Origin of the sequence: Thioalkalivibrio versutus (assembly GCF_001020955.1) — a bacterium.
GTDB classification, from domain to species: domain Bacteria; phylum Pseudomonadota; class Gammaproteobacteria; order Ectothiorhodospirales; family Ectothiorhodospiraceae; genus Thioalkalivibrio; species Thioalkalivibrio versutus.
On sequence record NZ_CP011367.1, the window covers coordinates 224839 to 251693 of the forward strand.

The following is a 26855-nucleotide window of genomic DNA, read 5'->3' on the forward strand; positions in this document are numbered from 1 at the left end:
GCACCCTGTCGGTCAGTCGGCCAGGTGGCGTTTGAGCCACTCGATCTCGTCCGCGGACCGGTCTGCGTTGGTCACTGCCTGCCAGGCATCGATGTAGTGCTCGGTGGCGTAGACGTGGCCGTAGCCGCGCGGGGCGGCATCGCCGATCGCTACGTCCACCGCCAGTTGCAGCATGGTGATGACCGGGTACCAGGTCAGGTCCGGAGAGACGTCCGGGCCGCGCGGTGCCTGCATCCATTCTGGCTGGCGGTACAGCGCCTGGGGCTCGAAGAAGGTGACCGGGTCGCTGGCGTACTGCAGGTAGACGATGCGCATCGGGCCCCATTCGGCGCCGGGGATATCCAGGTGGTTTCCCTGATTGGTGAAGCGCACCACCGAGCTGTCGCGAAACCGTGGTAGCCAGGCCGGCGAGTCCGGCTGGCGCTGGCGTTTGATGTCGCGCCAGGTCTCGCTGCGAAACGGAGGGCCGGCCCACAGCGCGCCGGAGAACGGGTCGCCGATTACGTCGTACAGGTCTGCCGCCCGCTCGGAGTTCAGCGCCCCGAGGCTCAGGCCATAGAGGTACAGGTCCGGGCGGGCGTCCGGCGGTAGCTGTTTCCAGTAGCCGTAGATCTCCGCGAACACCGCCTGGGCAGTCTCGTGACCGTATTGCGATTCCGCCATCAGCGACAACCAGCTCGGCAGGTAGGAGTACTGCACGGCCACGGTGGACACATCGCCACCGTGCAGGTACTCGACCGGCTGGATCGCACGATTGTCCACCCAGCCGCGTCCGGTGGGCGTGGCCAGCACCAGCACCGAACGGTCGAAGGCATTGACCCGCAGCATCTCCTGCAGGGCCAGTCGCGCGCGTTCCTCGATGGTCTCGGCGGCGTTCAGCCCCACATACACGCGGATCGGGTCCAGCGCTCCGTCACCGGTGAAGTCGCTAATCGCGGCGGCGTCCGGGGCCTGGTCGATGAAGCGCTGGCCCTGGCGGCCCAGGCCCTCGTCCCAGCTGATCAGCGAGGCAGGGCTGCCGGTGCGGAAGGTCGCGCCCGGTTGCTCCGCCCCGGGGTGTTCGCGTACGTCGAACTGCTGGAAGCTGCGATCGGCGGCGCGCAGGCTGTATTCCAGGATGACCCCATCGATCACCGCCCAGAACACCCCGGCCGCCACCAGCACGCCAATTACGTTGGACAGCCGGCGCGGGATGAAGCGGCGCAGGTGCCGCGCGAGGAAGCGCACCAGCAACTGGAACAGCCGTGCCACCGCAAGCGTGGCGATGAACACCGCCGCTGCGATCAGCCCCAGGCGTATGGGGAATCCACCGTCCACCGGCTCCTGTTCCATGAGCGCGCGGATGCTGTTCTGCCACTCGGTGGCTTGCCACAGGAAGATCAGCACGATCAGCACGGCCCCGCCGCCGGCGATCACGACCAGGGTGTTGTGGGTGCGCTCGCCGAGCTCCGGCAGTTCCAGGTACGACCACAGCCAGTGGAAGAACACGCCCAGGCCGTAGCCGGCCGCCAGCGACACCCCGGACAGGATGCCCTGGACGTCGTCGGTACGCGGGATCAGGCTGGGGGTCAGCGAGGCGGCAAAGAACAGCGTGGCCAGGATCAGCCCCGGGATCGACAGCGTCCCGAGGATGCGGGTGGCCCAGGCCGGCCAGATGAAGGCTCGCAGGCGGGTTTGCAGGCGGCCGACGACGGACATCGCGTTCGCGCTTCCTTGGCGGGGTATGGAGGCGCTCATCCTGTCCGCCCCGCCGGCTGGGTTCAAGTTTCCGCGCCCGCGGGCGGCCCGCCGATATCGCGTTTTGTTGTGTCCCCGTCATTGCGAGGAGCGCAGCGACGAAGCAATCGCTGTCCGGCGCCACCAATGCCTCTTAACGTGCTTCGACCCCTCGTGCTTCGCTGCCTCGTAATACGGCCTATTGGATTGTGACGGACTTGCGAAAGCGAAAGCTGCCCTCGACCATGCGCAGGGCGACACCGAACAACGCGACTTGCAGCAGGAGTCCGCCGGTTGCCGCGCCCACCGCGAGGCCGGTGGCGAGCCCCAGTGCCATCAGCAGCATCAGCAGTGTGGCGGCGACCCGGCTGCGCAGCCAGCCGCCCACCAGTGCCAGCAGGGCGACCAGCGTGCCCTCGAGCATGGTGGGCGTGTGCTGCACCAGGACACCCAGCATCACCACCACAACCCCGGCGAACACCAGCACCCAGCCGGCCACACGCGTCAGGCGCCGGGCCTGCTCGTGGTTCTCGACGGATTGCAGCAGCAGGAGCAGGTCGGCGCCGGCTCCCGCCCAGTGACGCGATCGCGATTCGTTCATTGTGGCCACGGTACTACAGGGCCATGACAGCCGGGTGACAGGTGCCCGCCTATCGTTTGGCCAGGAGCGAATCAAGATCGAGTGTATTGACCGCGGGGGTGCCCGTCTTCGCGTGTTGCACAGTGCCATGATCGGACCAGTGCAGCAGGCTGAGGTTGCCGGCGCGGTCCTCCACCAATGCGGTGCAGTGCTCGACCCAGTCTTTGCATTCGCCGATGTCGCCCCGGCGCGGGCCGGCACCTGAACACCTGGCCGGGGAGGTGTCTCCTTAGCGGTAGACCCGGACTTCCTGTTCCCAGCCTTCCACGCCGCGGTTGGCGCAAAACTCCTGTACCTGCCCGTCGGCGTAGCGGATTTCCATGTTGAAGCCGGCTGCGGGGACATGGTTCAGCGCCACCCGCCGGTGTTCCCCGGGCCGGAGCTGGCCCTCGCGGATGCTCGATTCCGACAGGTCGTGGCCGAAGTCGAAGTGGATCGCCTGGATCAGCACGTCGCTGTCATTGTGCACCGTGACCATCAACGCCCCCTCGGCCGGTGGGCGCTCGACGCCCCAGTGCACGGCGGCGGCACCGAGCACGAGCCCCAGCACGAACAGCCAGCTCGCGGGCGCGCGTAGCGCATCCACGACCCGGTCCTCCCAGGTGCGGTGTTCTCCGGACGACTCCACGTCTCATCCCTTGATTATTAGGGATTGCTAATCTACAAGATCGGCCGGCATCGGGATACCGGGCGGCCGCGATATCCGGGAAGGCCGCCGCCCCGCAGAAAGCGCCATGGGCGCTGCAGCGGGCTGTCAGTCGAGCCCGAGCGCGCGCAGGCGCTCGAGGAGGCGTGGATGATCGAAGTCGCGGGCGCCGATGGCGCGGTAGGCGATGCGGCCCTCGGGATCGATGATGAACGTGGTGGGGATGCCGCGAACCGGCCAGCGGTCGATGGTGGCGGAATCCTGGTCCAGCAGCAGAGGGAAATCGACCGGGTAGTCGGCGGTAAAGAAGAAGATGCGATCGGCGTCTTCGCCCACGTTCACGCCCAGCACTACCAGGCCCGCGTCGCGCAACTGCTCCCAGAGTCGTTGCAACGACGGCAGCTCGTCGCGACAGGGTGGGCACCAGGTGGCCCAGAAGTTCACCACCACCACACGTCCGCGATAGTCCTCCAGTCGATGGTGCTGCCCATCGATGTCCTCCAGTGCCAGGGGCGGGCCCTTGGGGCGTGGCTCCAGCGCGGTCAGGTGCGTGGCTTCCGCCCACACGGGCCGCAGCGAAAGGCCGAGCAGGCCCCCGGGGATTGCAGTCAGGAAGCGGCGCCGGTTCATCATGGTTCGGCCTCGTCCCGTTCCGGTTCCCCGGCGCAGCGCAGATCGGGCAGGGTGGACTGCCGCGGGGTCGTCTGCTGCCGCCAGTGCACGGTCAGATCAAATGTCGTGCTGGGCGGATGCTTGAAGACGATCATGCCCATCAGCCAGTCGCCGGGCTGGAACCGGTGTTCGCCAGGGAACAAGGCCCAGCGAAAGGCGATGCGGGCTACCTCCGGAACCTCCCGGCTCGCCCACTCGTCCTGCCAGTCGCGGTTGGGGAGCGGTCGCGCGGCCCCGTTTGGCGTTTGGCTGCGCCATTGGCGGAGGTCCACGGTGGCCGATGCGCTGCGGTCGGTATTGCGCAGGACGCCCTGAAACACGCAGTGGCCGGCGATGAACGTCGCATCCTCGGTGTCGAACCCGCGGCCCAGGAAGAACGCGCGGGTCTGGTCCGGGAGCCGCTGTGCGAGGTCCAGCGAAAGCCCCTCGCCCTGCCAGTGCCAGGTCATCAGCCCACTGTCGGGGTCGGTATGCACCTGCATCTCCTCCGCCGTCCCGGTGCCGCCCGGAAGGGCCAGCCCCGCCAGAGCCAGAAGCGTCCATGCGACGACCGTCAACCCTGGGCCGGGCATTGGGCGCCTCGTGGCAAACCGACGGGGTGGCCTGGCGCGGCGTCCCTACGACCCACCGAGGACATGATCCAGCAGCGCCTCGAAGGCGGGCTCGGCGTTTTCCACGGCACGTTCAAGGCTCGGGTGCGGCTGCAGCGTCGTCATGAACTTCGGGTGGAGCATGGACAGTTTCGTGCCCCCGTCCTCCTCGTACAGGCCGATGTGGCCGCAGGGCATCATCGCCCCGACATGCAGCCCGGCATCCAGGATGTCCGGTCCCAGCGGCAGGTAGCAGACCTTGAGCGCGGTGATGTCACCGCCCGCCAGGTCGAACTCGGCCAGAAAGATCCAGTCCTCCTCGTTTTCGGCGTATTCGCGAATCGCCCCCGCCAGGTCCGCGCGCGACTGTTCGCAGTCGCGGATGATGAAGTGGTCGTCTGGCTCGGTGGCTGCCAGCGGGGCGGACAGCGCCAGTGCAGTGGCCAGCGTGAAGGCGGCGATGGGTGTGCGTGTTTTCATGATCGTGTCCTCCAGGTGGGTGGGTGAAGGCGCGTCAGACGCGAACGATCTCCGGTTTCAGTGACTCGGAGATCATCGGCAGCGCTTCCTTTTCGCGCTGGCCAATCCCGAGTCCGTCCAGGGTCTCGGCGAGGTTGTCGACCACGGCGGCGAACGCCTCCTCGCGGATGTTCATGCCGCGATGGATGGTCAGCCTGTCGCGGTCCCTGCAGGCCGCCGGTGCCGTTGCAGATGCATCCGTGTTCGACTCGCCGAAGATGCTGCCTTGCTGCCCAGGCGTTCGTAGGGATTGGCTGCGGTCATGGATGAGTCCTCCTCGCGCCGTCGTTAACGGGTGGCCACGTACCAGTTGTTCTGAGGGTCGTGGACCAGCTGGTGGACCCGGATGTCGTGAAAGCCGGCACGCTCCAGGTAGTCACGTGCCCTGGGATCGCCCCACATCGCGCCCAGGCCGGGTCCGCCCCGGGCGAGCGATACCGGCATGCAGTGCATGCAGGAGATGGTGTAGAGAAAAGGTCCGAGCGGATGCTCGAGATCGCCATGAATCTGCCCGGAGCCGCGGATGTCCTGCATCAGGTAGATGCCTTCGGACTCGAGCGCGCGGTGAATGCCCGTCAGTACGCCCAGCGGGTCGGCCTGGTCGTGGATGGCATCGAAGGTGGTGATCAGCGCGAACTGTTGCGCGGCGACATGCCGATCCAGTTCGGCCGCGTCGGCCTGGATGAATTCGACGTTCCCCAGCCCGGTGGCGCGTGTCTCGGCGCGGGCGCGCTCGATAGCCTCTGTGGACAGGTCCAGGCCGGTGAACCGGCTGTGCGGGTAAAGCGTGGCCAACTGGTTGAGGATGCGCCCGCTGCCGCAGCCGATATCCAGGACCTGAATGCCGCGCTCGAGGTGGTCGGTCAGGCCCGGAACCAGGGGCAGGATGTCGCTTTCCAGTGACGACAGTACGGACTGGCCGCTGTCCTCGGCCATCACCTCGTGGAAGCGCGTGTAGTGCTCGTACCCCACGCCACCGCCGGTGCGGAATTTCGCAACGATCGTGTCCTCCACCCCACCCAGCAGGCCGATGTACTGCGCAAACACGGCCAGGTTGTCGGCCGCTGCCGCGCGCGTCAGGCAGGCGGCGTGTTCCGCGGGCAGGGCAAACCGTGGGCCATCCGCATCCACCTTGACGATGCCGCCGGTGGCCATGGCCCCGAGCCATTCCCGTACGTAGCGCTCGTTCAGGCCCGCGGCTGCGGCGATCTCGCCGGAGGTGGCAGGCGGCCGGTCGCGCATGTGGTCGAACAGCCCGGTGCGGTGCCCGATCGACAGGGTCAGGCACAGCGCGCCGTGGTTGAGCACGCTGACCAGATGCTCGCCGAAGGCCTCGGCGGCAGATGGGGGTGACAGGCATTGCGGGGCTGACGACATGCAGTGGACCTCCGCCAGGACAAGCCGGGCCGGGTGTCGGCGTTACTTCGAGCCTAGGCGGGGAAGCCCTTGCGGGCGGTCACGATCTTGCGGGGGTGGGGCGAATCTTGCGGTGGAGTTCAGGGGCGCATGGATCCGTTTTAATGCAGGCGCCGGTACGCCGCGGGGGCGACACCCAGGGCCTGGCGGAAATGGCGGACCAGCTGTTGCGGGGAGTACCCGGTCGCGGCAGCGATCTCGGTGATGCTCAGTGATGTTCGGGTCAGCAGGTCGCGGGCGCGCTCCACGCGCAGGCGCGTGAGATAGCGATGCGGTGGCAGGCCGTGCGTATCGCGAAAGGCGCGCGCGAAGTGCCAGGGCGAGAGTCCGGTCAGGGCCGCCAGATCGCGCAGGGTGATGCGCTCATCCAGGTGGCATTGCATGTAGTCAATCACCCGTGCCGACTGGTGCGGTGCCAGGCCGCCCCGGCGCCTGTCCAGGTCCCGGTCATGTTCGGCCATGCGGGCCAGGCGCACAACCAGAACGGCGAGCATGCTCTCGACGAACAGTTGCGCGGCCGGGTCGTCGCGGCCCATCTCCTGCCACAGGGCATCCAGGGCCTGGGTGATCAGGGGGTCCCGGTGGTGGCGGGTATGCAGGTGGCCAAAGTCCAGCGGATCGCCGGGGTCGCGCTCCAGGCAGTCCCGGGCCAGCTCGGGCGGGATGCCGAAAAACCGCATGCGTGCCGGGTCCCGCATATGGCAGCGTCCCGCGACCTGCGGGGCGATCACCACGAATTCGCGCGGGCCGGCGCAACCGGAGAACGGACCGGCCCCGATGTCACAGTGGTAGCGAAAGGGGGCGCCCACGGACTGGCTCAGCATCAGTTCGCAGACTGGCGGGGTGCTCAGGTGGCCGGCCGGGTGCGCGTTCTCGATCATCGGCACCGGGAGATCGGGTCGCGCACGGGCCTCCTCCAGGAACGGCGCGTCACGTCCCCGGGCGAAGAAGTCGAGCATGCTGGATGAACGTTGCAGCATTCCGTGTACCCCGCAACTTTGTTATAGGCCATTTGGGAAACGCTTGCGGTGCAGGCGTCGCACGAACCTCGCGGACCGCGCCGGGTCGTATGTGACCGTGGCGCTGCATTCGGGTATGTTCGCCGGGTTTCGATGACCGCAGGGTTACCATCACGTGAGTACGGACGAGCGCAAGCTGCAGGATCTGACGCACCAGCTGGCCGAGGCGCTGGCGGGTGTCGGGTTGCACGGGCAGATCGGGCTGGAAAAGGAGACCCTGAGGGTCGGGCCGGAAGGCTCGCCGGCGCTTACGCCGCACCCGGCCGCGCTGGGATCCGCGCTGACGCATCCATACATCACCACGGATTACTCCGAGGCGCTGCTGGAACTGGTGACGCCGCCGTTCGAGGATGTACGCGAGACCCTCGGCTTCCTGCACGACCTGCAGGCCTTCGCCGCCGCCAACGTCGGCGACGAGACCCTGTGGTCGACCTCCATGCCCTGTGTGACGGCCGATGACAATGCGATTCCGGTCGCGCAGTACGGTACCTCCAACGCCGGGCGCATGAAGACCGTTTACCGCATCGGTCTCGGGCACCGCTACGGACGCAAGATGCAGGTGATCGCCGGGGTCCACTTCAATTACTCCCCGCGCCCGGAATTCTGGCCGGCCCTGGCGGAGGTGCTCGGTGCGCCCGACGGCCGCGCCTTCCGCGACGAGCGCATGATGGGGATGATCCGCAACCTGCTGCGCTTTGGCTGGCTGGTGCCCTATCTGTTCGGGGCGTCGCCGGCGGTCTGCAACTCCTTTCTCGAAGGCCACGGCGCGGTGCTGGAGGACTTCGACGACGACACCTCCTATCTGCCGCATGCCACCAGCCTGCGCATGGGCGATATCGGTTACACCAACCGCAAGGAGGCGGACACCGGCATCAAGGCGGACTACAACTCGCTGGCCGGCTATGTCGACTCCCTGCGCTGTGCGATCAATACCCCCAGCCCCGAGTGGGAACACATCGGGGTGAAGGTGGATGGCGAGTATCGCCAGCTGAATGCCAACATCCTGCAGATCGAGAACGAGTACTACTCCACCGTGCGGCCCAAGCAGCCGCTGGAGCGTTTCGAGAAGCCGACCGACGCCCTGGAGGCGCGGGGCATCGAATACGTCGAACTGCGCTCGGTGGACATCAACGCCCAGCACCCACTGGGGGTGGACGAGACCCAGCTGCGTTTTCTCGAGGTGTTCGCGCTGGCCTGTCTGCTGCAGCCAAGCCCGCTGCTGGCCGACGGCGAGCTGGACGCGATCGACCGCAACCTGCTGGACGTCGCGCATTACGGGCGTCGCCCGGGCCTTGAGCTGCGCCGGGGGGGCGAGAGCGTTGCGCTCCAGGCCTGGGCGCGCGAGCTGCTGGCGCTGATGCGACCGGTGGCGGCCGTTCTGGATCAGGAATTGCCGGGTGACCCCTACCGCCGGGCGCTCAGTGAGCAGTGGGGCAAGGTCGAGCAGGCGGATCTGACCCCGTCCGCGCGCATGCTGGAAGACATGATGGCGCGCGAGGAGGGGTTCTACTCCTACGCGCGTCGCCTGTCGGCCCAGCACCGCGAGGCCTTTCGCTTGAACGGGCCGCTGCCGCGCGCCGAGACGCTGGAGGCCCTGGCCCGCGAGAGCCTGGCCGATCAGGCGGCCATCGAGCAGGCGGACGAGCTGGATTTCGATACCTTCCTGACGCGCTATTTCGACGGCACCCTGCGGGCCTCCTGAACCGGATTCGTTCGATTTTGTAGAACGGTCGACCGCATTTAACGCGATTTATCTTCGATAAAATCGATGGGATGATCGGGCTATCACATACATTCAGCCGTTGAGGCGTGCGCGCATTCGGTGTCGGGCACAGACGGCAGGAGCATGGCATGAGTCTTTTGATCAACGGTGAATTGCGCGAGGGCTGGCTGGAAGAAGAGTCGGACGAGAGCGGCGAGTTCGTGCGCCAGGACCAGCAGTACCGTAACTACGTCACCAGGGATGGTTCGCCGGGCCCGATGGGTGACGGCGGGTATCCGGCCGAGTCAGGGCGCTATCACCTGTATGTCTCCTACGCCTGCCCCTGGGCACACCGCACGCTGATCCTGCGCAAACTGAAGGGTCTGGAGCCGCATATCGGGGTTTCGGTGGTGCACCACTACATGGGTGACGCCGGCTGGTCGTTTGATGACTGCGACGGTTGCACCGGGGACCGGGTGCACGGCTCGCGCTACATGCACGAGCTCTACACCCGTACCGATCCAAACTACACCGGCATCATCACCGTGCCGGCGCTGTTCGACACCCAGACCGACCGCATCGTGAACAACGAGTCGCTGGACATGGTGCGCATGTTCAACAGCGCGTTCGACGGCATTACCGGCAACACCCTGGATTTCTATCCGGAAGATCTGCGCGAGGAGATCCATGCGGTCAACGAGCGGGTCTACGAGAACGTGAACAACGGGGTGTATCGCAGCGGCTTCGCGACCAGCCAGAAGGCCTACGAGGCGGCCTTCGACCGTCTGTTCGAGACCCTGGACTGGCTGGAGGAGCGTCTGGCACGCCAGCCGTTCCTGGTCGGCGAGCGACTGACCGAGGCCGACTGGCGGCTGTTCACCACGCTGCTGCGCTTCGATCCGGTGTACTACAGCCATTTCAAGTGCAATCGCCAGCGGCTGCTGGACTTCCCGAACCTCTCCGCCTATCTGCGCATGCTGTACCAGCGCCCGGGGGTGGCCGAGACGGTGCGCATGGACCACATCAAGGCGCATTACTACGGCAGTCACCCGATGCTGAATCCCAGCGGCATCGTGCCGAAGGGTCCAATGATTGACTACACCCGGCCGCATGGCCGCCCCCTGGGCGACCTGCCGGCCGCGTTGCGGAACGTCGACGAAACGTGACGGTCGTTACACTGTTGGGACGTTCAACCGTGGCCCGGCTAGATGCCGGGCCGCATTCGTGTCGGGGGAAAGGCAAGTGAAGGCGATAGGCGGGTTCCTGGGGCTGGTCCTGGTTGTGGCGATCGTGGCCGCGGCCTGGTTTGCGTTCGGCCCCGAGCATGGCGCCCGTGACGAGGGAGGCGATGCCCCCGCCGCGTCCCAACGCGACGAGCGCACGCCGGTGCGGGTCAGCGAGGTGGCTCCGCGCACCTTCGAGACCATGGTCGAATCCCTGGGCACGGTGGAGGCCAACGAGTCGGTCGTGGTGACCGCGAGCGTGACCGAGCGTGTGGTCGAAATCCTGTTCGATGATGGCGATGCGGTCGAGGCCGGAGACGTGCTGGTGCGCCTGGACGCCGACGAAGAACGCGCCGCCCTGCGCGAGATCCGCGTGCAGGTGGACGAGGCCCGGCGCGAACTGGACCGTGTGCGCGACCGGGTGGCCGATGGCGTGGTCACGCAGCAGCAGGTGGATCAGCAGCGATCGCGGCTGAACGAGGCCGAGGCCCGTCTGGCCGCCGCGGAGGCGCGGGTTGCGAACCGGGTGATCCGGGCCCCGTTCAGCGGCCGTTTGGGCTTGCGCCAGGTCAGCCCCGGCTCCCTGGTGAGTCCGGGTACCGCGATCGTGGAGCTGGATGATGTATCGGTGGTGAAAGTCGATTTCGCCGTGCCCGAGCGCCATGCCGCCGCCATCGGTCTGGGTATGGAAGTAGCGGGCCGCAGCGCGAGCGGAGAGTTCGCGGGGCAGGTGGCGGCGGTCAGCAATCGTCTGGACGTGGCTACCCGTACCCTGACCGTGCGCGCCCTGGTCGAGAATCCCGATCTATTGCTGCGCCCCGGCATGCTGGTAAACATCCGTCTGCCGCTGGACCCGGTCGAACGCCCGGGGGTGCCGGAGGGTGCCATCCAGCAGGTCGCCGATCAGCACTTCGTGTTCCGGCTGCGCGACGACGGCACGGTGGAGCGCGTGCGCATCCGTATTGGCCGCCGCGACCCGGGCTACGCCGAGGTGCTGGATGGCCTGGAGCCGGGGGATACCGTGGTCTCCGAAGGGGTCTCGCGGGTCCGTGACGGGCGCGAAGTACGAGTGCTCCCGCCGCGCGTACCGGATTCCGATAACGGCAACGGCGAGGCCGGGGCCGACACATGATTATCTCGGACGTCGCCAATCGCCGGCCGGTGCTGGCGATTGTCTTCAACCTGCTGCTGATCACCTTCGGCCTGATCGCCTACGACAGCCTTCCTCTGCGCGAGTATCCCGATGTCGATCCGCCGGTGGTGTCGGTGGACACCATCTATCCGGGCGCCAGTGGCGAGATCATCGAGCGCGAGGTGACCCAGCGGATCGAGGACCGCATCGCGGGGATCGAGGGGATCCGTTTCATGCAGTCCTCCAGCGAGGACGGGCGCTCGCGCATCACCATCGAGTTCAATCTGAGTCGCGACATCGACGCCGCCGCGAATGACGTGCGCGAGGCGGTCAGCCGGGTACTGGGCGATCTGCCCGACGAAGTCGACCCGCCCGAGGTGACCAAGGCGGATGCTGATTCCAACCCGATCCTGTGGCTGAACCTTGCCAGCACCACGATGGATGCGCTGGAGCTTGCGGACTACGCCGAGCGCAACCTGATCGACCGCCTCTCGGTAGTGGATGGCGTGGGGCTGGTGCGCCGGGGCGGCGCCCGCAGTTACGCGATGCGCATCTGGGTCGACCGCGAGGCCCTCGCCGCGCGCGAGCTGACCGTGACCGACATCGCTGACGCCTTGCAGCAGGAAAACGTGGAACTGCCCGCCGGGCGCCTGGATTCGCTGGAGCGCGAGTTCACCGTACGCGTGGAACGCCAGTACCGCACGCCCGAGGATTTCTCCGGTCTGGTGCTGAAGCGAGGCGAGGGCGGACAACTGGTGCGCCTGGGCGATGTCGCCGAGGTGAACGTGGGGGCGGATACCGAGCGCAGCGAGTTCCGCGGCAATGGCGAGGACATGATCGGGCTGGGGATCATCCGCCAGTCCAACGCCAACGTGCTGGAGGTGGCCAACGGCGTGAAGGCCATGGCGGCCAGCCTGCAGGGCTCCCTGCCGGAGGGTACCTCGCTGGTGACCACCTACGACGAATCGGTGTTCATCGAAGGCGCGATCCGCGAGGTCTACATCACCCTGGCGGTGGCGACCGCGGCCGTGGTGTTCGTGATCTACCTGTTCCTGGGCAGCTGGCGCGCGACCCTGATCCCGGCGGTCACCGTCCCGGTGGCGATCACCGCGGCCTTCATCGGCATCAGCCTGTTCGGATTCTCGGTCAACCTGCTCACCCTGCTGGCGCTGGTGCTGGCGGTCGGCCTGGTCGTGGATGACGCGATCGTGATGCTGGAGAACATCCACCGGCGCATCGAGCGCGGCGAGCCGGGGTTGCTGGCGGCCTATCGCGGCGCCGGGCAGGTGGGCTTCGCGATCGTCGCGACGACCTCCGTGTTGATCGCGGTATTCGTGCCGCTGGCCTTCCTCGACGGCACGGTGGGCCGGCTGTTCACCGAGTTCGCCATCGCCATGGCCATTGCCGTGTTTTTCTCCAGCATCGTGGCACTGACCCTGGCCCCCGTGCTGGCCGGGCGCCTCATGCACAAGGGCGACGACGAGACCGGCGTGGCGCGTTATATCGGCCGCGGCTTTGCCGCGCTGGAGGCCGGCTACGGTCGGATACTGGCGAAGGGGCTCAAGGGCTCCTGGCTGGTCTTGCCGCTCCTCGCCGCCGTGTTGGTGGGCGGCTGGTACCTGTTCGCGGAACTGCCCGAAGAATTTGCCCCGCAGGAGGACCGCGGATCTTTCTTCGTGCTGGTGGATGGCCCCGAGGGTGCCAACTTCGAGTACATGAGCCGGCAGATGGCCGAGGTCGAGGCACGCATCCAGCCGTTGATCGAGGATGGCCCGATTCGCCGTGCACTGGTTCGCACGCCGCGCGGTTTTGGTGGTTCGGAGCTGATGAACAATGGCTTCGTGATCGCGATCCTGGAGCACTGGGATGACCGTGACGTCTCGGGCCAGGAGGTCATCAACCAGATCCGCGGCATCATCGACGAGATGCCGGGAGTCGAGGCGCGGGTGATCATGCGTCAGGGGCTCTCGAGTGGCCGTATCGGTCCGCCGGTGCAGTTTGTCATCTCCGGGCCGGACTACGATCAGCTCGAGGAATGGGGCGAGATCATGCGCGAGGCCGCCGAGGGCATCGACGGCCTGACCCGCGTGGACCTGGACTACGAACCCACCCAGCCGCAGCTCAACGTGCGTCTGGACCGGGATCGGGCCGGGGACCTGGGCGTTTCCATGCGCGATGTCGGGCGCACGCTGGACATCGTGCTGGGCGGCCGCGACGTGACCACCTTTGTCGACCGTGGTGAGGAATACGACGTCATCATCGAGGGTCTGGCCGACCAGCGCCGCACGCCCGGGGATATCGACAACCTCTACGTGCGCTCAAGCTCTGGCTCGATGGTGCCGCTGTCCAGCCTGGTGACCTACGAGGAGCAGGCCGGCCCGTCGTCGCTGGAGCGCTACAACCGTTCGCGCGCGGTGACCCTGACCGCCGGGTTGCGTGACGGCATGACCCTGGGCGAGGCCCTGGACGCCCTGGATGCGAAGGCGGCCGAGCTGCTGCCGGCCGAGGCCGGGATCGACTACAAGGGCGAGTCGCTGGACCTGCGCACCGGCTCCGAGGCGATCCTGTTCGTGTTCGCGCTGGCCCTGCTGGTGGTGTTCCTGGTCCTGGCGGCGCAGTTCGAGAGCTTCGTGCACCCGTTGGTGATCATGCTGACCGTACCGCTGGCGGTGGTCGGGGCGCTGATCGGGCTGACGGTCACCGGTCAGACACTGAACATCTACAGCCAGATCGGCATGGTCATGCTGATCGGGCTGGCAGCGAAGAACGGCATCCTGATCGTGGAGTTCGCCAACCAGCTGCGCGATCGCGGGCGCGACTTCGACACCGCGATCCTCGAGGCCTCGCGTATGCGCCTGCGTCCGGTGCTGATGACCGCGCTGACCACCGTGGCCGGTTCGATCCCGCTGATTCTGGCTTCTGGTCCGGGTGAGGAGACGCGCTTCGTGATCGGGGTGGCGGTGTTCTCCGGGGTGTTGTTCGCCACGCTGTTCACGCTGTTCGTGATCCCGGCGGCCTACCGCCTGGTCGCCCGCGGCACGACCTCGCCGCTGGCGACCACCCGCCGCCTGCACGACCTCGACGCCGAGGTCGAGGACGTCGATGGCGAGCGTCGGGGCGCCCGCGCCTCGTCCTGATCGCTCAGGATTTCGGCAGACGGCTGCGGACTGCTGCCGGCGACGGTTGTGGCTAGGCTTGGTTCATCCTCCGGTGTTTACGTGCCTTCGTCTGACCGCCTGCCACGCGCTCTCTCGCGAGCGCACCGCGAGGTACTTCTTTGCTCGTGCAAAGAAGTACCCAAGAAACACGCCCGACTGCCGCGACCCCGGCCCGCTGCGCGGACCGGGGTTTCCCTCGCTCCGAGGCTTTTCGCGGGCGGCGCTGAACTCGCTACGCCTGCGGCTCCGCTCAGACATCCAGCGCCTTTTCTCCCGCGAAAAGCCTCTCCACTCGGCGCGACGACAACGGGGAGGAAGGTCCAAACAACGGCGATCCCAGCGTTCTTGCCAGTGGATGATGGCTAGGTCTTCGAGCATCTTCGGCACGCTCGGCCTTCGGCCATGGCGTGCCGCGCCCGCGAAGCGGGCGCCGGGGGTGTTCGGGCGGCGATGCCTATGGTTAGGCAGAAGCGTGGGGATACGTTCGGTTTTGACCTCCCCCTCCCGTATGGAGCCCCTTGCGGAAGGGTCCTCGGGCCGGGAGAAGGCGCTGGATGTCTGAGCGAAGCGCAGCGCAGCGAGTTCAGCGCCGCCGGCCCGAGGGCCCTGGAGCAAGGTTCCCGGGCGGAATCCGGGTGCGCCTCGAAGGGTACTTTCTTGGGCAAGCAAGAACCTGATTAGCAACGAGAGTCAGCCAGTCGCAGAACCCGCTCGGGCACGGGCCGGCAGTGCACGGCGGCGACCAGCAGTCGCGCCGGCAACGTCGCCAGATCAAAGCGTCGGTTGAAGCGGTAGGCGAATGCCGCGAGGTAACGGGCCGCGTACTTGGCGAACGCAAATGCATGGTAGCTCCCGCTGAGGCTGGTCTTGAGGTTGCCGAGCACGGTGTTGATCCATTGGAATTCGGGAAGATCCTGGGGTTTGCGCCCGGCCACGACCGTCGGCTGGTGCCGGCAGTCGGCCCTTGCGACGGCGCGGAAGCACGCCAGGCCATCGGAGTGAACCGTGCTTCCCGGAGCCAGATAGGCCCGCGCCCATTCGGTAACGGCGTGGAAGCTGAAGCCCGTGACTGGGGTCAACTTAACCCGCAGGGGATGCCCCGCGTCGCTGAGCGACACGGCCGCGACGAACGGAACCTTGTTCTCCGACCCGCGGCCGGCCTTGCCGCCGGTGCGCTCGCCACCCAGGTAGGCATCGTCCAGTTGCACGGTGCCACTGAGGCCATAGCGCGCTTCCCGCTCGGTCATCGCCTGCATCAGCTTGTGTTGCAGGGCCCAGGCCGTGCGGTAGCTGACGCCCAGCTGGCGTTTGAGCGCCAGCGCCGAGAGCCCCGTCTTGGCCTGGCTGAGCAGATGGATGGCCAGAAACCAGGTGGTCAGGGGCAGCTTCGTTCCCTGCATTACGGTGCCGGCGATCAGCGAGGCCTGATGCCGACAGGCGTTGCACTGAAACATCTTGCGCGGGCTGCCGTGCAGGACGCAGTGGGCTTGGCACCCGCAACGCGGGCAGCGGAAGCCGGCCGGCCATCGGGCCCGCTCCAGCGCCGCCTCGCACTGGGCCTCGGTGCCGTACTGGGCGATGAATGCCGGCAACGACATCCCCGGCTGAAACTGAATCCGATTCTGCGCCATGAGGCCACTCCCCGCTCACTGTGTAGCCTCAGCGTACGCCCGGGGGTGGCTCACCCAGTGAGCCTGGCTGACTCTCGTCGCTAATCAGGAGCAAGAAAGTACCTCGCGGCGCGCTGGCGAGTCAGCGCTCGGCAGGCGGCCGGACGAAGGCACGTAAACACCGATGACGAACCGGGGCCTGCCACAACATGGCAGGTGGCAGACCGAAGCCACCTTAAACACCCGATGATGCGCCATGATCGCGGACCGCACGGCGGGAGGACGAGCGTGGTCGGCGGGAATGGACCGGTCAGGCGCGTTCCGGGGCGTGGGCGTCGTCGCGCCAGAGCCAGAGGATGGCGACGGTCAGTACCGCGATCACCGGTAGCATCGCCAGGTTCAGGCCATCCCAGCCCAGCGGTCGCAGTAGCGCACCGGCCAGCAACGAACCGGCGGCGACCAGGGTGAACACCGTCAGGTCGTTCACGCCCTGGACCTTGCCCTTTTCGCCGGCCGTATGGGTCGTGGTGAGCAGGGTGCTACCGCCGATGAACAGAAAGTTCCAGCCGACCCCCAGCAGGAACAACGCCAGCCAGAAGTGCGCCAGCGTCTCGCCATGCGCGGCGATGGCGACACTGAAAAGCACCAGGGCGTTGCCCATTGCGAGCACGCGGGTAAGCCCGAATCGCGTGATCAGATGGCCGGTGACGAAGGATGGCGCGAACATCCCGAGCACGTGCCACTGCATCACCAGGGCGACCTGGCCCATGTCGAAGCCGGCCTGGCGCATGGCCAGCGGGGTTGCGGTCATCAGCAGGATCATCACCGCGTAGCCCAGGGCGGCCGTCGTCAGCGCAACGACGAAGCGGCCCCGGGGCATGATCTCGCGCAGGGGGCGGGATATGGCACGTTCTGCTGCCGGGGGTGCTGGTACGCGCAGCCAGGCCAGCAGCAGCATGGCCAGCAGGGCCAGTGCCCCGAGCAGAAGGTAGGGACCGGCTTCCGGCGTCTGTGGCAGCAGGGCCTGGGCATGGTGGGCGTTCCACGGGCCGAGGAAGGCCGCGGCCACGCCCCCGGCCATAACGAGCGAGATGGCGCGCGGGCGGAAGGCGTCGCTGGCCACATCCGCCGCGGCGAAACGGTAGTACATCGCGAAGGCCTGGTAGGCGCCCAGCAGGAGATTGCCGAGCACGAAGATCCAGAAGGCCTCGGCGAATACCCCGACCGCGGCGATTGCCGCCCCGCCGAAGCCGCCGACACCCGCCCCCAGCAGGAAGCCTGTGCGCCTTCCGAAGCGTTTCATGAACAGCGACGCCGGCAGGGTGATGACCAGGGTCCCGATCATCATCGCGGCGACCGGCAGGGTGGCCAGCGACGGGTCGCTGGCCAGGCGCTCGCCGACCACGCCGCTCAGGGTCATCACGGTGACCGCGGCGATCAGGAACAGGGCCTGGCCGAGGGCAAGGATCAGGACGTTCGCGCGCTCGCGCGGGGTGGTCTGGCCGGGCATGAGATTCCCTTCGGCATTGGGCCCGGGCCTCATGGCCCGGTTCGGGTAACTGGGTCAGCCGCGCGGATGGAACTCGAGCACCGCCGAGTTGATGCAGTAGCGCAACCCGGTGGGTTCCGGACCGTCCGGGAAGACGTGGCCCAGGTGGGAGTCGCAGGCGGCACAGCGTACCTCGGTGCGCTCCATTCCCAGGGTGCGGTCGCGGTGTTCGTCGACGGCGGCAGCGGATACGGGGGCCGTGTAGCTGGGCCAGCCGCTACCCGAGTCGAACTTGGCCTTTGAATCGAACAGCGCCGCGCCACAGGCAGCACAGTGATAGAGGCCGTCGGCCTTGTGGTTGTTGTAGGCGCCGGTAAATGGCCGCTCGGTCCCGCCCTCGCGGGCGATGTGATACTGCTCCGGTGTCAGGCGGTCACGCAGTTCGGCGTCGGTCGGGCGTGGGGATGAACTCATGTGATCTCCGGGTTGATGCTATTGTTTGCGAACCGAGAATGGGTCTTCCGGTGGACCGGGATTATCCCCGGTTCTCGGCCGGGTGGCCAAAGACTGGACCGCTGGAGGTGGTCGTGGGTTGTCCCGATTGCGAACGTATCGATCTGCTGCCGGCGGCCTCCGGCACTCTTTACCTGGCACCGGTGCTGGCGCACACCCGCGCGGCCCTGCGCCAACGCATGGTGGACGAGCAATTGCCCTGCGCAGAGCCGAGCTCGGGCATCCTGGCCCTGCCGGTCAAGGGTGCCGGCGGGCTGGGCGAGATGCTGGTGCGGCTGGAGCAGGCCCTGAGCAGCTCCGAGCAGGCCGGTTGCCGCGCGACCTTCGTGCCGGAAGGCGAGGACTTCGGGCTGGCGCATCTGCAGGACACCCATCTGCTGTCCACGCTGATTGCGCGGCACAACGCGCGCGATCTCTCGGCGATCCTGGCCAACGACACCCTGGACTTCCACTTCCAGCCGATTGTGCATGCCGCGAACCCCACCGAGGTCTTTGCCTACGAGGCCCTGGTGCGCGCCTCCACACCGGGCGGCGACATCATCCCGCCGCTGGACCTGTTCAAGACGGCGCGGAATGCCGAGCTGCTGTTCCATCTGGATCGTTCCGCCCGGATCAATGCCATCCGTCGGGCCAGTGAGCGCGGGGTCCGTAGCCATCTGTTCATCAACTTCAACCCGACCGCGATTTATGACCCGGCCTTCTGCCTGGAAACGACCGTGCGCGAGATCATGTCACGCGTGCCGGGCCAGCCGGGGCCCGCCGGCTTCGTGTTCGAGGTGATCGAGAGCGACCAGGTCAACGACATGGAGCACCTGTCGCGGATCGTCGAGCGCTATCGCCGCGCCGGGTTCCAGGTCGCCCTGGACGACCTGGGGGCGGGGTACGCATCGCTCAACATGCTGTCGCAACTGCGCCCGGATTTCGTGAAGATCGACCGCGAACTGGTCAGCGGGATCGACCAGGACATCTACCAGCAGAAGATCCTCGAAAAGATCATCGAGCTGGCCAAGGATCTGGATATCCGGGTGGTGGCCGAGGGCGTGGAGACTGTGGACGAGTGGCGCTGGCTCAAGGAACGCGTGGATCTCTGTCAGGGCTACCTGTTCGCGCGCCCGGCCGCGGAGCCGCCGCTGCCGCGTCACCCCGAGCAGGCCTGATCGGAGTGATGCGGCTCGACCCAGTGAAAGAGGAGGCGGTCGATGCGTGGCCGTATCCAGCGCGGCGGTGCGCTCATGTAGCATGGTTTCACCTCATTCGCCGAGCCGTGTCTGCAAGCAAAATCGACTCGCGCGCGAGTGAGTACATTATCAACTAGCGTTTCCCTGAACCCGGTGTTTATGAATCAGCTCCCGCCCGACGCCCGCAATCCGACGCTCGAATCCGCCTACCAGCTGCTGCACGATGCCGAGGTGCGCTATCGCGGGCGCACGGTGGGCACGGTGGCCAGCCTGGACGAGCGGGCGCCTGCGGAAAACTATGCCGACTGCTTCATCCGTGACTTTGTGCCGTCGGGGCTGGTCTATCTGCTGAACGACGAGCCCGAGGTGGTGCGCGACTTCCTCGCGCTGATCCTGCAGATCCGCGATACCCAGGAAGAGATCGAGGGCCACCGCCGCCTGCCGCGGGTGATGCCGGCGAGCTTCCGCGTGTTCACCGACGAGAACGGGCGCGAGTCCCTGGCGGCGGACTTCGGCGATCGCGCGATCGGGCGTGTGGCGCCGGTCGACTCGATGATGTGGTGGGTGCTGCTGCTGCGGGCCTACCAGAACCGCACGGGCGATACCGATTTCATCAAGAGTGCCGATGTGCAGCGCGGCATCCGCTTGATCCTGAGCATCTGCCTGCAGGACCGTTTCGAGGTCTTCCCGACCCTGCTGGTGCCGGACGGCAGCTTCATGATCGACCGGCGCATGGGGGTGTTCGGCCACCCGCTGGAGATCCAGGCCCTGTTCTACGGGATGCTGAAGGCCTCGCTGGCGATGCTCGAACCCTGCGACAAGGACTCGGAGCTCTTGTGCGAGCAGTCCGCGATTCGTACGCGGCAGCTGTCCGATTACATTCGCAATTACTACTGGCTGGATCTCGAGCGGCTGAACGATATCCATCGCTATCGCACCGAGCACTTCGGCCACGAGTCCGAGAACTCGCTGAACATCTACCCCGAGAGCATCCCCGACTGGCTGGTGGACTGGATCCCCTCGGAGAGCGGCTACCTGGTCGGCAACCTCGGCCCCGGGCGCATGGACTTTCGCTTCTTCAGTTTCGGCAACCTGCTGGCGGTGCTGTTCGGGCTGGCCGACGAGCACCAGTCGCGGTCGATCATGCAGACCTTCGAGCAGCGCTTCGAGGACCTGATCGGGACCATGCCGGTCAAGATCTGCTATCCGGCGATGGTGGGCGAGGAGTGGCGCCTGCTGACCGGGTCCGATCCCAAGAACACCCCGTGGTCCTACCACAACGGCGGCAACTGGCCGGCACTGTTGTGGGCGTTCACCGGCGCGGCCCTGCGCGTCGGGCGGCCGGATCTCGCGCGTAGCGTGCATGCGGTCGCGGCCGAGCGCCTGTATCGCGATAACTGGCCGGAGTACTACGACGGGCGCCATGGTCGTCTGGTCGGCCGGCGAGCCAACTATCGCCAGACCTGGTCGGCGACCGCGGTGCTTGTCTCGCAGGGCCTGATCGACAACCCCGAGACCCTCAGCCTGTTCGACAGCCCGGAACCCGAGGTGCCATGAAAAAGACCCAGAGCAAGTCACGCGACGGTGAAGGCCTTTATCTCGTCCTGATCAGTGTCCACGGCCTGGTCCGCGGACGGGAGCTGGAGCTGGGCCGTGACGCCGACACCGGCGGGCAGACGCTCTACGTGGTCGAGCTGGCACGGGCCCTGGCCCGTCATCCGCAGGTTGGCCGGGTCGACCTGCTGACCCGGCGGGTGGTCGACAGCAAGGTATCCGCCGACTACGCCGAACCGGAAGAAGACCTGGGCGACGGGGCCCATATCGTGCGTCTGGACTGCGGCCCGCGGCGCTACCTGCGCAAGGAGAAGCTCTGGCCCTATCTGGACTGCTTCGCCGACAACGCCCTGGGGCATATCCGGCGGGTGGGGCTGCGGCCGGACGTGATCCACGGACATTACGCCGATGCCGGGCATGTCGCGGTGCAGCTGTCGAACCTGCTGGGCGCGCCGATGCTGCAGACCGGCCACTCGCTGGGGCGGGTCAAGCGCGAACGTCTGCGCGAGAACGGGATGTCGGATGCCGACATCGAGGCGCGCTACAACATCTCCACCCGCATTCATGCGGAGGAGGAGGCGCTGGCCCATGCCCACCGCGTGATTGCCAGTACCCGCCAGGAGATTGGCGAACAGTACGCGACCTACGACAACTATCAGCCGGAGCGCATGGAGGTGATTCCGCCGGGCACCGACCTGACGCGCTTCCATCCGCCGAAACGGGGCCAGCGCAAGCCGCCGATCTGGGCCGCGGTCCGGCGCTTCCTGGAAACCCCTGACCGCCCGCTGATCATGGCCCTGTCGCGCGCCGACGAGCGCAAGAACATCCGCGGCCTGTTGGAGGCCTACGCCGGGAATGACTGGCTGCGCGAGAACGCGAACCTGCTGATCGTTGCCGGTAACCGTGACGACATCGCCGACCTCGACAAGGGCGCGCGCGATGTCATGACCGATCTGCTCCTGCGGATCGATCGCCACGACCTGCATGGCCTGGTGGCCTATCCGAAGCACCACGACTCCGACGACGTGCCGGATCTCTACCGCCTGGTGGCCTCCAGCAAGGGCGTGTTCGTGAACCCGGCGCTGACCGAGCCCTTCGGCCTGACCCTGATCGAGGCCGCGGCCAGCGGCGCCCCCATCGTGGCCACCAACGATGGCGGACCGGAGGAGATCATCTCGCGCTGCCACAACGGCCAGTTGATCGATCCGCTGGACCCGGAAGGCATCGCCGACGCGATCCAGGGCATCCTGGCGGATCGTCCGCGCTGGCAGCGTTACTCGCGCGCCGGGCTCAAGGGCGTGCGCCAGCACTATTCCTGGGACGGCCACGCCGAGAAATACGTCAAGCTGGTGAAGTCGCTGACCCGCGAGGTGCGCCAGGAGCGCCACCACGAGCGCCGGGTCTCCGGTCATCTGGCGCAGATGGATCGCGCCGTGATCACCGACATCGACAACACCCTGCTGGGCGATGACAAGGCCACTCGTGCCTTCGTCGCCTGGCTCAAGCGCAATCGCAAGCGGGTTGCCTTTGGTGTCGCCACCGGCCGGCGCATCGATTCGGCCGCGGCGATCCTCGAGGAGCATGGCGTGCCCACCCCGGACGTCTGGATCACCTCGGTGGGCAGCGAGATCCACTACGGCACCAAGCAGACCGAGGATCGCGGCTGGGCGCGCCATATCAGTCATCGCTGGGAGCCGGACCGGCTGCGCGAATGTCTGCAGCAGGAGAAAAATCTGGTCCTTCAGCCGGATGTGGACCAGCGCGCATTTAAGGTCAGCTTTTTCGTCGAGCCGCCCGGCAGTCTGGATGCGAAGACGGTGGAGACCCGGCTGTACCGCGAGGACCTGCACGCCCGGGTGATCTACTCGCACGACCGGTTCCTCGACCTGCTGCCGGTGCGCGCCTCCAAGGGCCTGGCGGTGCGCTATCTCTCCGACAAGTGGGGCATCCCGCTGGAACACGTGCTGGTCGCCGGCGATTCCGGCAACGACGAGGACATGCTGCGCGGGCGCCTGCTGGGGACGGTGGTGGGCAACCACCAGCCAGAGCTGGAGAGCCTGCGCGGCTTCCAGCGCATCTTCTTCGCCGGGGCCACGCACGCGCGGGGCCTCCTCGAAGGGATCGAGCACTTCGACCTCCTCAACCGCTGCGAAAGCCCGGGCGACGCCGAGGCCGAAGAATAGCCCGCGTTTGCTAGCGCCAAGCGCGGGAAGGCCCGAAGAAGGGCCAAGGCCGTTGCGCCACAGAGGGCTCGAAGATCGCGGAGTGGGTGGATGTTGCCGGCAAACCCATTTCGCTCTGCGGATTTGCGGGGACGGCCAATCACTTCCAGGCCATGCCCTTACTGCACGAAGCGCATGGTCCCCTTTCGTGCCTTCGTATGCTTCATGGTGGATTGCCCTGGTGAGGCAGGGCGTCAGGGCACGGGCAGCAGCAGGGCGATCCCGGTGAGGACGGTGACGACCTCGAAGGCGCGTTTGACCAGGCGGTTGCCGTAGTGCTGGGCCGCCCAGGCGCCCAGGTATCCGCCAACAAAACTGCCCACCAGCAGCGCCGGCAGCCAGTCCCACTGCACCGTGCCGAGCGTCCCGAGCATCAGGGCGCCCGCCCCGTTCCAGACCAGGCCGACCAGGACCATGGTGTAGGCGACCGCCTGGGTATAGTTCATGCCGTACCAGCGCACCAGCCACAGGGTGACCATCAGCCCCGTGCCCGAGGCCAGCGAGCCGTTCAGGATGCCGATCAGGAACAGACCGGCCGCCCCGATCAGGGCGTGGCTCCAGGAAAAGCCGATCTCGCGCACCACCTGCCCGAGCTGCGGGCGGCGCCAGGAGTACCAGCCGAGGCCGATGGTCAGCAGGCCCAGGGCGATTTCGCCGGCCCGTGGCGGGATCCCCAACACCAGCCAGGCACCGATTAACACCCCAGGCAGACCGGCCAGCAGGATAATGGCTAGGCGCGTGGGCTCGAATGTGCTTTTCTTGAAGTGGCGCAGGCCGGCACCGGCACCCAGAGCCACGGATGCGATCTTGTGGGTGGCCAGTGCCACGGGGTAGGGAAGGCCCAGAAAAATCAGGGCGGGCAATTGCAACAGGCCCGCCCCGCCACCGGCCAACGCGGAGAACCCGTTGGCCACGATGGCGATGAAGACGAGTCCGAGGTGTTCGATAATGGTCATTTGGGGTGTGTGGAACGGGCAGCGGTCAGGGGTTTTTCGCCCGGCGCTGGCCGGTGCGTTGTTGCTGGGGCTCGCGGTCCCGGTCCAGGCGGATATCTACCGCTGGGTGGATGATAACGGGACCGTACACTATTCCAGCACCCCGCAGCCCGAGACCAGCCAGCGCGAACGCCGCATCTACGACTCCGAGGGGCGTATGCGCGAGATCCTGCCGGCCCCGATGAGCGCCGAGGAGCGGGCGCAGGCCGCGGCCGAGCGCGAGCAGGCGGAACGCAACCTGGAGGCGACGCAGCGCGCGCGACAGGATCGAGTTGCGCGCGAGCACCAGTTGCGCCGGGCTTACACCTCGCTGGAGGAGATCGAGGAGCTGCGCGAGCGCCGCGAGCGATCGATTGGCGGCAACGTCCTGCGCAGCGAGGCCCAGGAAAAGACCCTGTTGCGTGAACGCGAGCGCATCCGCCGGCAGCTGGACGGCGTCAATGAAAACTCCCCGCTGGCGGATCGTTACCGGGCGGAGCTGGACGAGCTGGACGCGCGCATTGCCCGCGAGCGCCAGTATCGTCGGGGTCAGCGTGAGCGCCTGTCCGCGATCCACGAGCGCCTGGATCTGGACCGCCGCGACTTTCAGCAACTGGTGCTGAACGGCCGCGTTAACGACTGATCAACGTCCCCACACCCTGGTCGGTCAGTAGCTCCAGCAGTACCGCGTGTTCCACTCGGCCGTCCACGATGTGGGTGGCGTTCACGCCACTGCGCACGGCATCCAGGGCGCAGCGGATCTTCGGGATCATGCCGCCGTGGATGGTGCCGTCGCGGATCATGGCATCCACCTCCGGCGCGGCCAGGCGCGGTAGCAGCGCCCCGCTGCCGTCGAGTACACCCGGGGTGTTGGTCAGCAGGAACAGCTTTTCCGCATCCAGCACCACGGCGAGCTTCTCGGCCGCGGTGTCGGCATTGATGTTGTAGGCCTTGCCGTCGCGGTCGAAGCCGATCGGGGCGATGACCGGGATGAAGTCACTCTGATCCAGGGTGTGGACGATGCTCGGGTCCACACCTTCCACCTGGCCGACATGGCCCAGGTCGACGCTGGGTTCGCCCTCGGCCGCGCCGTAGTCGCGCAACGGGGTCGCGCGGATCATCTGCCCGTCCTTGCCGGTCAGGCCGACGGCCCGGCCGCCGAAGCGGTTGATCAGCGACACGATCTCCTGGTTCACCAGCCCGCCGAGCACCATCTGCACCACGTCCATGGTCTCGCGGTCGGTCACGCGCAGGCCGTTGACGAATTCCGTCTCCTTGCCCAGGCGTTTCAGCAGTTCGCCGATCTGTGGCCCGCCGCCATGCACGACCACTGGATTCACGCCGACCTGCTTGAGCAGAACGATGTCACGCGCGAACGAGGCCTTCAGGTGGTCCTCGGTCATGGCGTTGCCGCCGTACTTGATCACGATGGTCTTGCCTGCGAAGCGCTGGATATAGGGCAGCGCTTCAATTAGTACGTGGGCAACGGAATGGGCCGTCTGGGTATCCATGGCGGGTCCGGTTGTCGGGTTTCGCAGCCGCGCAGTTTAGCACCCCGCCTTGTGGGTGCGTCGGGGCGGCCATAGGTCAGCGTCTCCTTGAAGGTCGATTCTATATGCATGGTTTGACCGGTGACGCCGTGGCGGGTATAAAGCTGCGCATCATATACAGCAAATGAAGGTGTCCCATGCTCTCGACCGAACAGAAGGCGATCATCCAGCAAACCGTGCCGCTGCTGGAATCCGGCGGCGAAGCCCTCACCCGTCACTTCTACGAGATCATGCTGCGCGACTACCCGGAGGTGCAGCCGCTGTTCAATCAGGCGCACCAGGCCAGTGGCGAGCAGGCACGGGCCCTTGCCAATGCGGTCCTGAACTACGCACGGCACATCGACCAACTGGAGGCCCTGGGCCCGCTGGTGGGCCAGATCGTCAACAAGCACGTCTCGTTGCAGGTGCAGCCCGAACATTACCCGATTGTCGGCACCTGCCTGTTGCAGGCCATGCGCGAGGTGCTGGGCGAGGAGGTCGCGACCGATGCGGTGCTGGAGGCCTGGGGCGCGGCCTATCAGCAACTGGCCGACATCCTGATCGAGGCCGAAGAGGGCGTGTACACCGCGCACGAGCAGCAACCCGGCGGCTGGCGTGGTGCCCGCGCCTTTCATGTGGAGCGCAAGTCCCCCGAGAGCGAGGAGATCACCTCGTTCTATCTGCAGCCGGTGGACGGTCAGCCCGTCCCGCCGCACCAGCCAGGGCAATACCTCGGGCTGCGCCTGATGATCGACGGCAAGGAGGTACGGCGGAACTATTCCCTGTCGGCGGCGGCGAACGGCAAGAGCCTGCGCATCAGCGTCAAGCGCGAGCCGGGCGGTGTTGCCTCGACGTTCCTGCATGACCGGGTTCAGGAGGGCGACGTGCTGGATGTCTTCCCGCCGGCCGGCGATTTCGTGCTGCGGGCGTCGGATCGCCCCGTGGCCTTCGTGACCGCGGGGGTCGGGATTACGCCCGCGGTGGCGATGACCGAGGCGGCGCTGGCGGACGGTCGCGAGGTGCACTTTCTCCACTGTGCCCGACACGGTGGCGTGCATGCGTTCCATGACTGGGTGGAACGTCAGGCAGAACAGGTGTCCGCTCTGACGCGTCGTTATTGCTACAGCGAACCGCGTGCCGGCGACCAGCCGCATGCGGAAGGCTTCCTGACCCGGGAGCAGCTCGCCGAGTGGCTGCCCGACAGCCGCGAGGTGGATGTCTATTTCCTGGGACCGAAGCCCTTCATGCAGCAGGTGCGCGCCCACCTGCGCGGGCTGGGTATCCCGGACGACCGGGTGAACTACGAGTTCTTCGGGCCCGCCTCCGCGCTGGAGACCTGATGCGGTTGGGGTG

General features: G+C 66.9%; 24 protein-coding genes and 1 pseudogene. 10 read left to right on the plus strand and 15 right to left on the minus strand.

All coding sequences use genetic code 11. The features are described from left to right. Positions 1-12: 12 nt before the first annotated feature. The 10 genes and pseudogenes from TVD_RS01025 to TVD_RS01065 all read right to left on the minus strand — a co-directional run bounded on the left by TVD_RS01025 (position 13) and on the right by TVD_RS01065 (position 7158). Positions 13-1698 carry an alpha/beta hydrolase gene (locus TVD_RS01025; protein WP_019563386.1) on the minus strand — a complete coding sequence of 562 codons (1686 nt, stop codon included), beginning with the start codon at positions 1696-1698 and terminating at the stop codon, positions 13-15. Between the two features lie 217 nt (positions 1699-1915). Next, positions 1916-2317, minus strand: a complete 402-nt coding sequence (locus TVD_RS01030) for a hypothetical protein (protein WP_019563347.1) — start codon at positions 2315-2317, stop codon at positions 1916-1918. A gap of 49 nt (positions 2318-2366) precedes the next feature. Next, positions 2367-2540, minus strand: a pseudogene (locus TVD_RS15020) (UDP-2,3-diacylglucosamine diphosphatase); the annotation flags it as partial. Between the two features lie 45 nt (positions 2541-2585). Beyond that, a complete protein-coding gene (locus tag TVD_RS01040; RefSeq protein ID WP_047250576.1) occupies positions 2586-2984 on the minus strand; it encodes a hypothetical protein in 399 nt (132 codons plus the stop codon). 126 nt (positions 2985-3110) lie between these two features. Further along, on the minus strand, positions 3111-3632 hold the full coding sequence (locus TVD_RS01045) for a TlpA family protein disulfide reductase (RefSeq protein WP_019572074.1): 522 nt from the start codon (positions 3630-3632) through the stop codon (positions 3111-3113). After that, positions 3632-4246, minus strand: a complete 615-nt coding sequence (locus tag TVD_RS01050; RefSeq protein ID WP_047250577.1) for a hypothetical protein — start codon at positions 4244-4246, stop codon at positions 3632-3634. The genes TVD_RS01045 and TVD_RS01050 overlap by 1 nt, the downstream gene beginning before the upstream one ends. Before the next feature lie 45 nt (positions 4247-4291). Beyond that, on the minus strand, positions 4292-4744 hold the full coding sequence (locus TVD_RS01055; RefSeq protein ID WP_047250578.1) for a DUF302 domain-containing protein: 453 nt from the start codon (positions 4742-4744) through the stop codon (positions 4292-4294). 34 nt (positions 4745-4778) lie between these two features. Then, positions 4779-4919: a globin family protein gene (locus TVD_RS14665; RefSeq protein WP_167540806.1), complete on the minus strand. Its 141-nt coding sequence runs from the start codon at positions 4917-4919 to the stop codon at positions 4779-4781. A gap of 152 nt (positions 4920-5071) precedes the next feature. Further along, positions 5072-6160 (minus strand): class I SAM-dependent methyltransferase, encoded by a 1089-nt coding sequence (locus TVD_RS01060; RefSeq protein ID WP_047250579.1) that lies wholly within the window; start codon positions 6158-6160, stop codon positions 5072-5074. A gap of 140 nt (positions 6161-6300) precedes the next feature. Next, the gene (locus TVD_RS01065) at positions 6301-7158 is read right to left on the minus strand and encodes a helix-turn-helix domain-containing protein (RefSeq protein ID WP_047250580.1); all 858 of its coding nucleotides are present in this window, start codon (positions 7156-7158) and stop codon (positions 6301-6303) included. A gap of 175 nt (positions 7159-7333) precedes the next feature. On the opposite strand from TVD_RS01065, the gene gshA reads away from it, so the two are divergent. The 5 genes from gshA to TVD_RS14860 all read left to right on the plus strand — a co-directional run bounded on the left by gshA (position 7334) and on the right by TVD_RS14860 (position 14995). Continuing rightward, positions 7334-8920: a glutamate--cysteine ligase gene (gshA, locus tag TVD_RS01070; RefSeq protein ID WP_047250581.1), complete on the plus strand. Its 1587-nt coding sequence runs from the start codon at positions 7334-7336 to the stop codon at positions 8918-8920. Positions 8921-9069: 149 nt separating this feature from the next. Next, positions 9070-10086: a glutathione S-transferase family protein gene (locus TVD_RS01075; RefSeq protein WP_019572071.1), complete on the plus strand. Its 1017-nt coding sequence runs from the start codon at positions 9070-9072 to the stop codon at positions 10084-10086. A gap of 76 nt (positions 10087-10162) precedes the next feature. After that, positions 10163-11275 carry an efflux RND transporter periplasmic adaptor subunit gene (locus tag TVD_RS01080; protein WP_047250582.1) on the plus strand — a complete coding sequence of 371 codons (1113 nt, stop codon included), beginning with the start codon at positions 10163-10165 and terminating at the stop codon, positions 11273-11275. Beyond that, the gene (locus TVD_RS01085; protein WP_047250583.1) at positions 11272-14412 is read left to right on the plus strand and encodes an efflux RND transporter permease subunit; all 3141 of its coding nucleotides are present in this window, start codon (positions 11272-11274) and stop codon (positions 14410-14412) included. The genes TVD_RS01080 and TVD_RS01085 overlap by 4 nt, the downstream gene beginning before the upstream one ends. A 376-nt stretch (positions 14413-14788) precedes the next feature. Next, positions 14789-14995 (plus strand): hypothetical protein, encoded by a 207-nt coding sequence (locus TVD_RS14860; RefSeq protein ID WP_082119052.1) that lies wholly within the window; start codon positions 14789-14791, stop codon positions 14993-14995. Between the two features lie 115 nt (positions 14996-15110). On the opposite strand, the gene TVD_RS01090 is transcribed toward TVD_RS14860, so the two are convergent. The 3 genes from TVD_RS01090 to msrB all read right to left on the minus strand — a co-directional run bounded on the left by TVD_RS01090 (position 15111) and on the right by msrB (position 18006). Next, positions 15111-16064: an IS1595 family transposase gene (locus TVD_RS01090; protein ID WP_047250584.1), complete on the minus strand. Its 954-nt coding sequence runs from the start codon at positions 16062-16064 to the stop codon at positions 15111-15113. 289 nt (positions 16065-16353) lie between these two features. Further along, positions 16354-17553: an MFS transporter gene (locus TVD_RS01095; RefSeq protein WP_018951830.1), complete on the minus strand. Its 1200-nt coding sequence runs from the start codon at positions 17551-17553 to the stop codon at positions 16354-16356. Positions 17554-17607: 54 nt separating this feature from the next. After that, the gene (gene msrB / locus TVD_RS01100) at positions 17608-18006 is read right to left on the minus strand and encodes a peptide-methionine (R)-S-oxide reductase MsrB (RefSeq protein WP_047250585.1); all 399 of its coding nucleotides are present in this window, start codon (positions 18004-18006) and stop codon (positions 17608-17610) included. A gap of 113 nt (positions 18007-18119) precedes the next feature. On the opposite strand from msrB, the gene TVD_RS01105 reads away from it, so the two are divergent. The 3 genes from TVD_RS01105 (at position 18120) to TVD_RS01115 (ending at position 22960) form a co-directional block, all read left to right on the plus strand. Then, the gene (locus TVD_RS01105; RefSeq protein ID WP_047250586.1) at positions 18120-19202 is read left to right on the plus strand and encodes an EAL domain-containing protein; all 1083 of its coding nucleotides are present in this window, start codon (positions 18120-18122) and stop codon (positions 19200-19202) included. 180 nt (positions 19203-19382) lie between these two features. Then, entirely contained in the window at positions 19383-20780 is a 1398-nt protein-coding gene (locus TVD_RS01110; RefSeq protein WP_018168395.1) for a glycoside hydrolase 100 family protein, read from the plus strand. Beyond that, on the plus strand, positions 20777-22960 hold the full coding sequence (locus TVD_RS01115) for an HAD-IIB family hydrolase (protein ID WP_047250587.1): 2184 nt from the start codon (positions 20777-20779) through the stop codon (positions 22958-22960). Before TVD_RS01110 ends, TVD_RS01115 begins: the two co-directional genes overlap by 4 nt. 233 nt (positions 22961-23193) lie before the next feature. Here the strand turns inward: TVD_RS01115 and TVD_RS01120 are convergent, their stop codons facing one another. Beyond that, positions 23194-23955 carry a sulfite exporter TauE/SafE family protein gene (locus tag TVD_RS01120; RefSeq protein WP_047250588.1) on the minus strand — a complete coding sequence of 254 codons (762 nt, stop codon included), beginning with the start codon at positions 23953-23955 and terminating at the stop codon, positions 23194-23196. Here TVD_RS01120 and TVD_RS01125 point away from each other — a divergent pair. Then, positions 23948-24616, plus strand: coding sequence for a DUF4124 domain-containing protein (locus TVD_RS01125; protein WP_018951828.1), 669 nt, complete (start codon positions 23948-23950; stop codon positions 24614-24616). The two genes, TVD_RS01120 and TVD_RS01125, sit on opposite strands and share 8 nt — an antisense overlap. Here the strand turns inward: TVD_RS01125 and argB are convergent. Beyond that, complete coding sequence (gene argB, locus TVD_RS01130) at positions 24606-25484, minus strand: acetylglutamate kinase (RefSeq protein ID WP_018168391.1); 879 nt, start codon at positions 25482-25484, stop codon at positions 24606-24608. The two genes, TVD_RS01125 and argB, sit on opposite strands and share 11 nt — an antisense overlap. A gap of 176 nt (positions 25485-25660) precedes the next feature. Between argB and hmpA the strand changes: the two genes are divergently transcribed. Beyond that, positions 25661-26842: an NO-inducible flavohemoprotein gene (hmpA, locus tag TVD_RS01135; RefSeq protein ID WP_047250589.1), complete on the plus strand. Its 1182-nt coding sequence runs from the start codon at positions 25661-25663 to the stop codon at positions 26840-26842. The last annotated feature ends 13 nt before the right edge of the window (positions 26843-26855 follow it).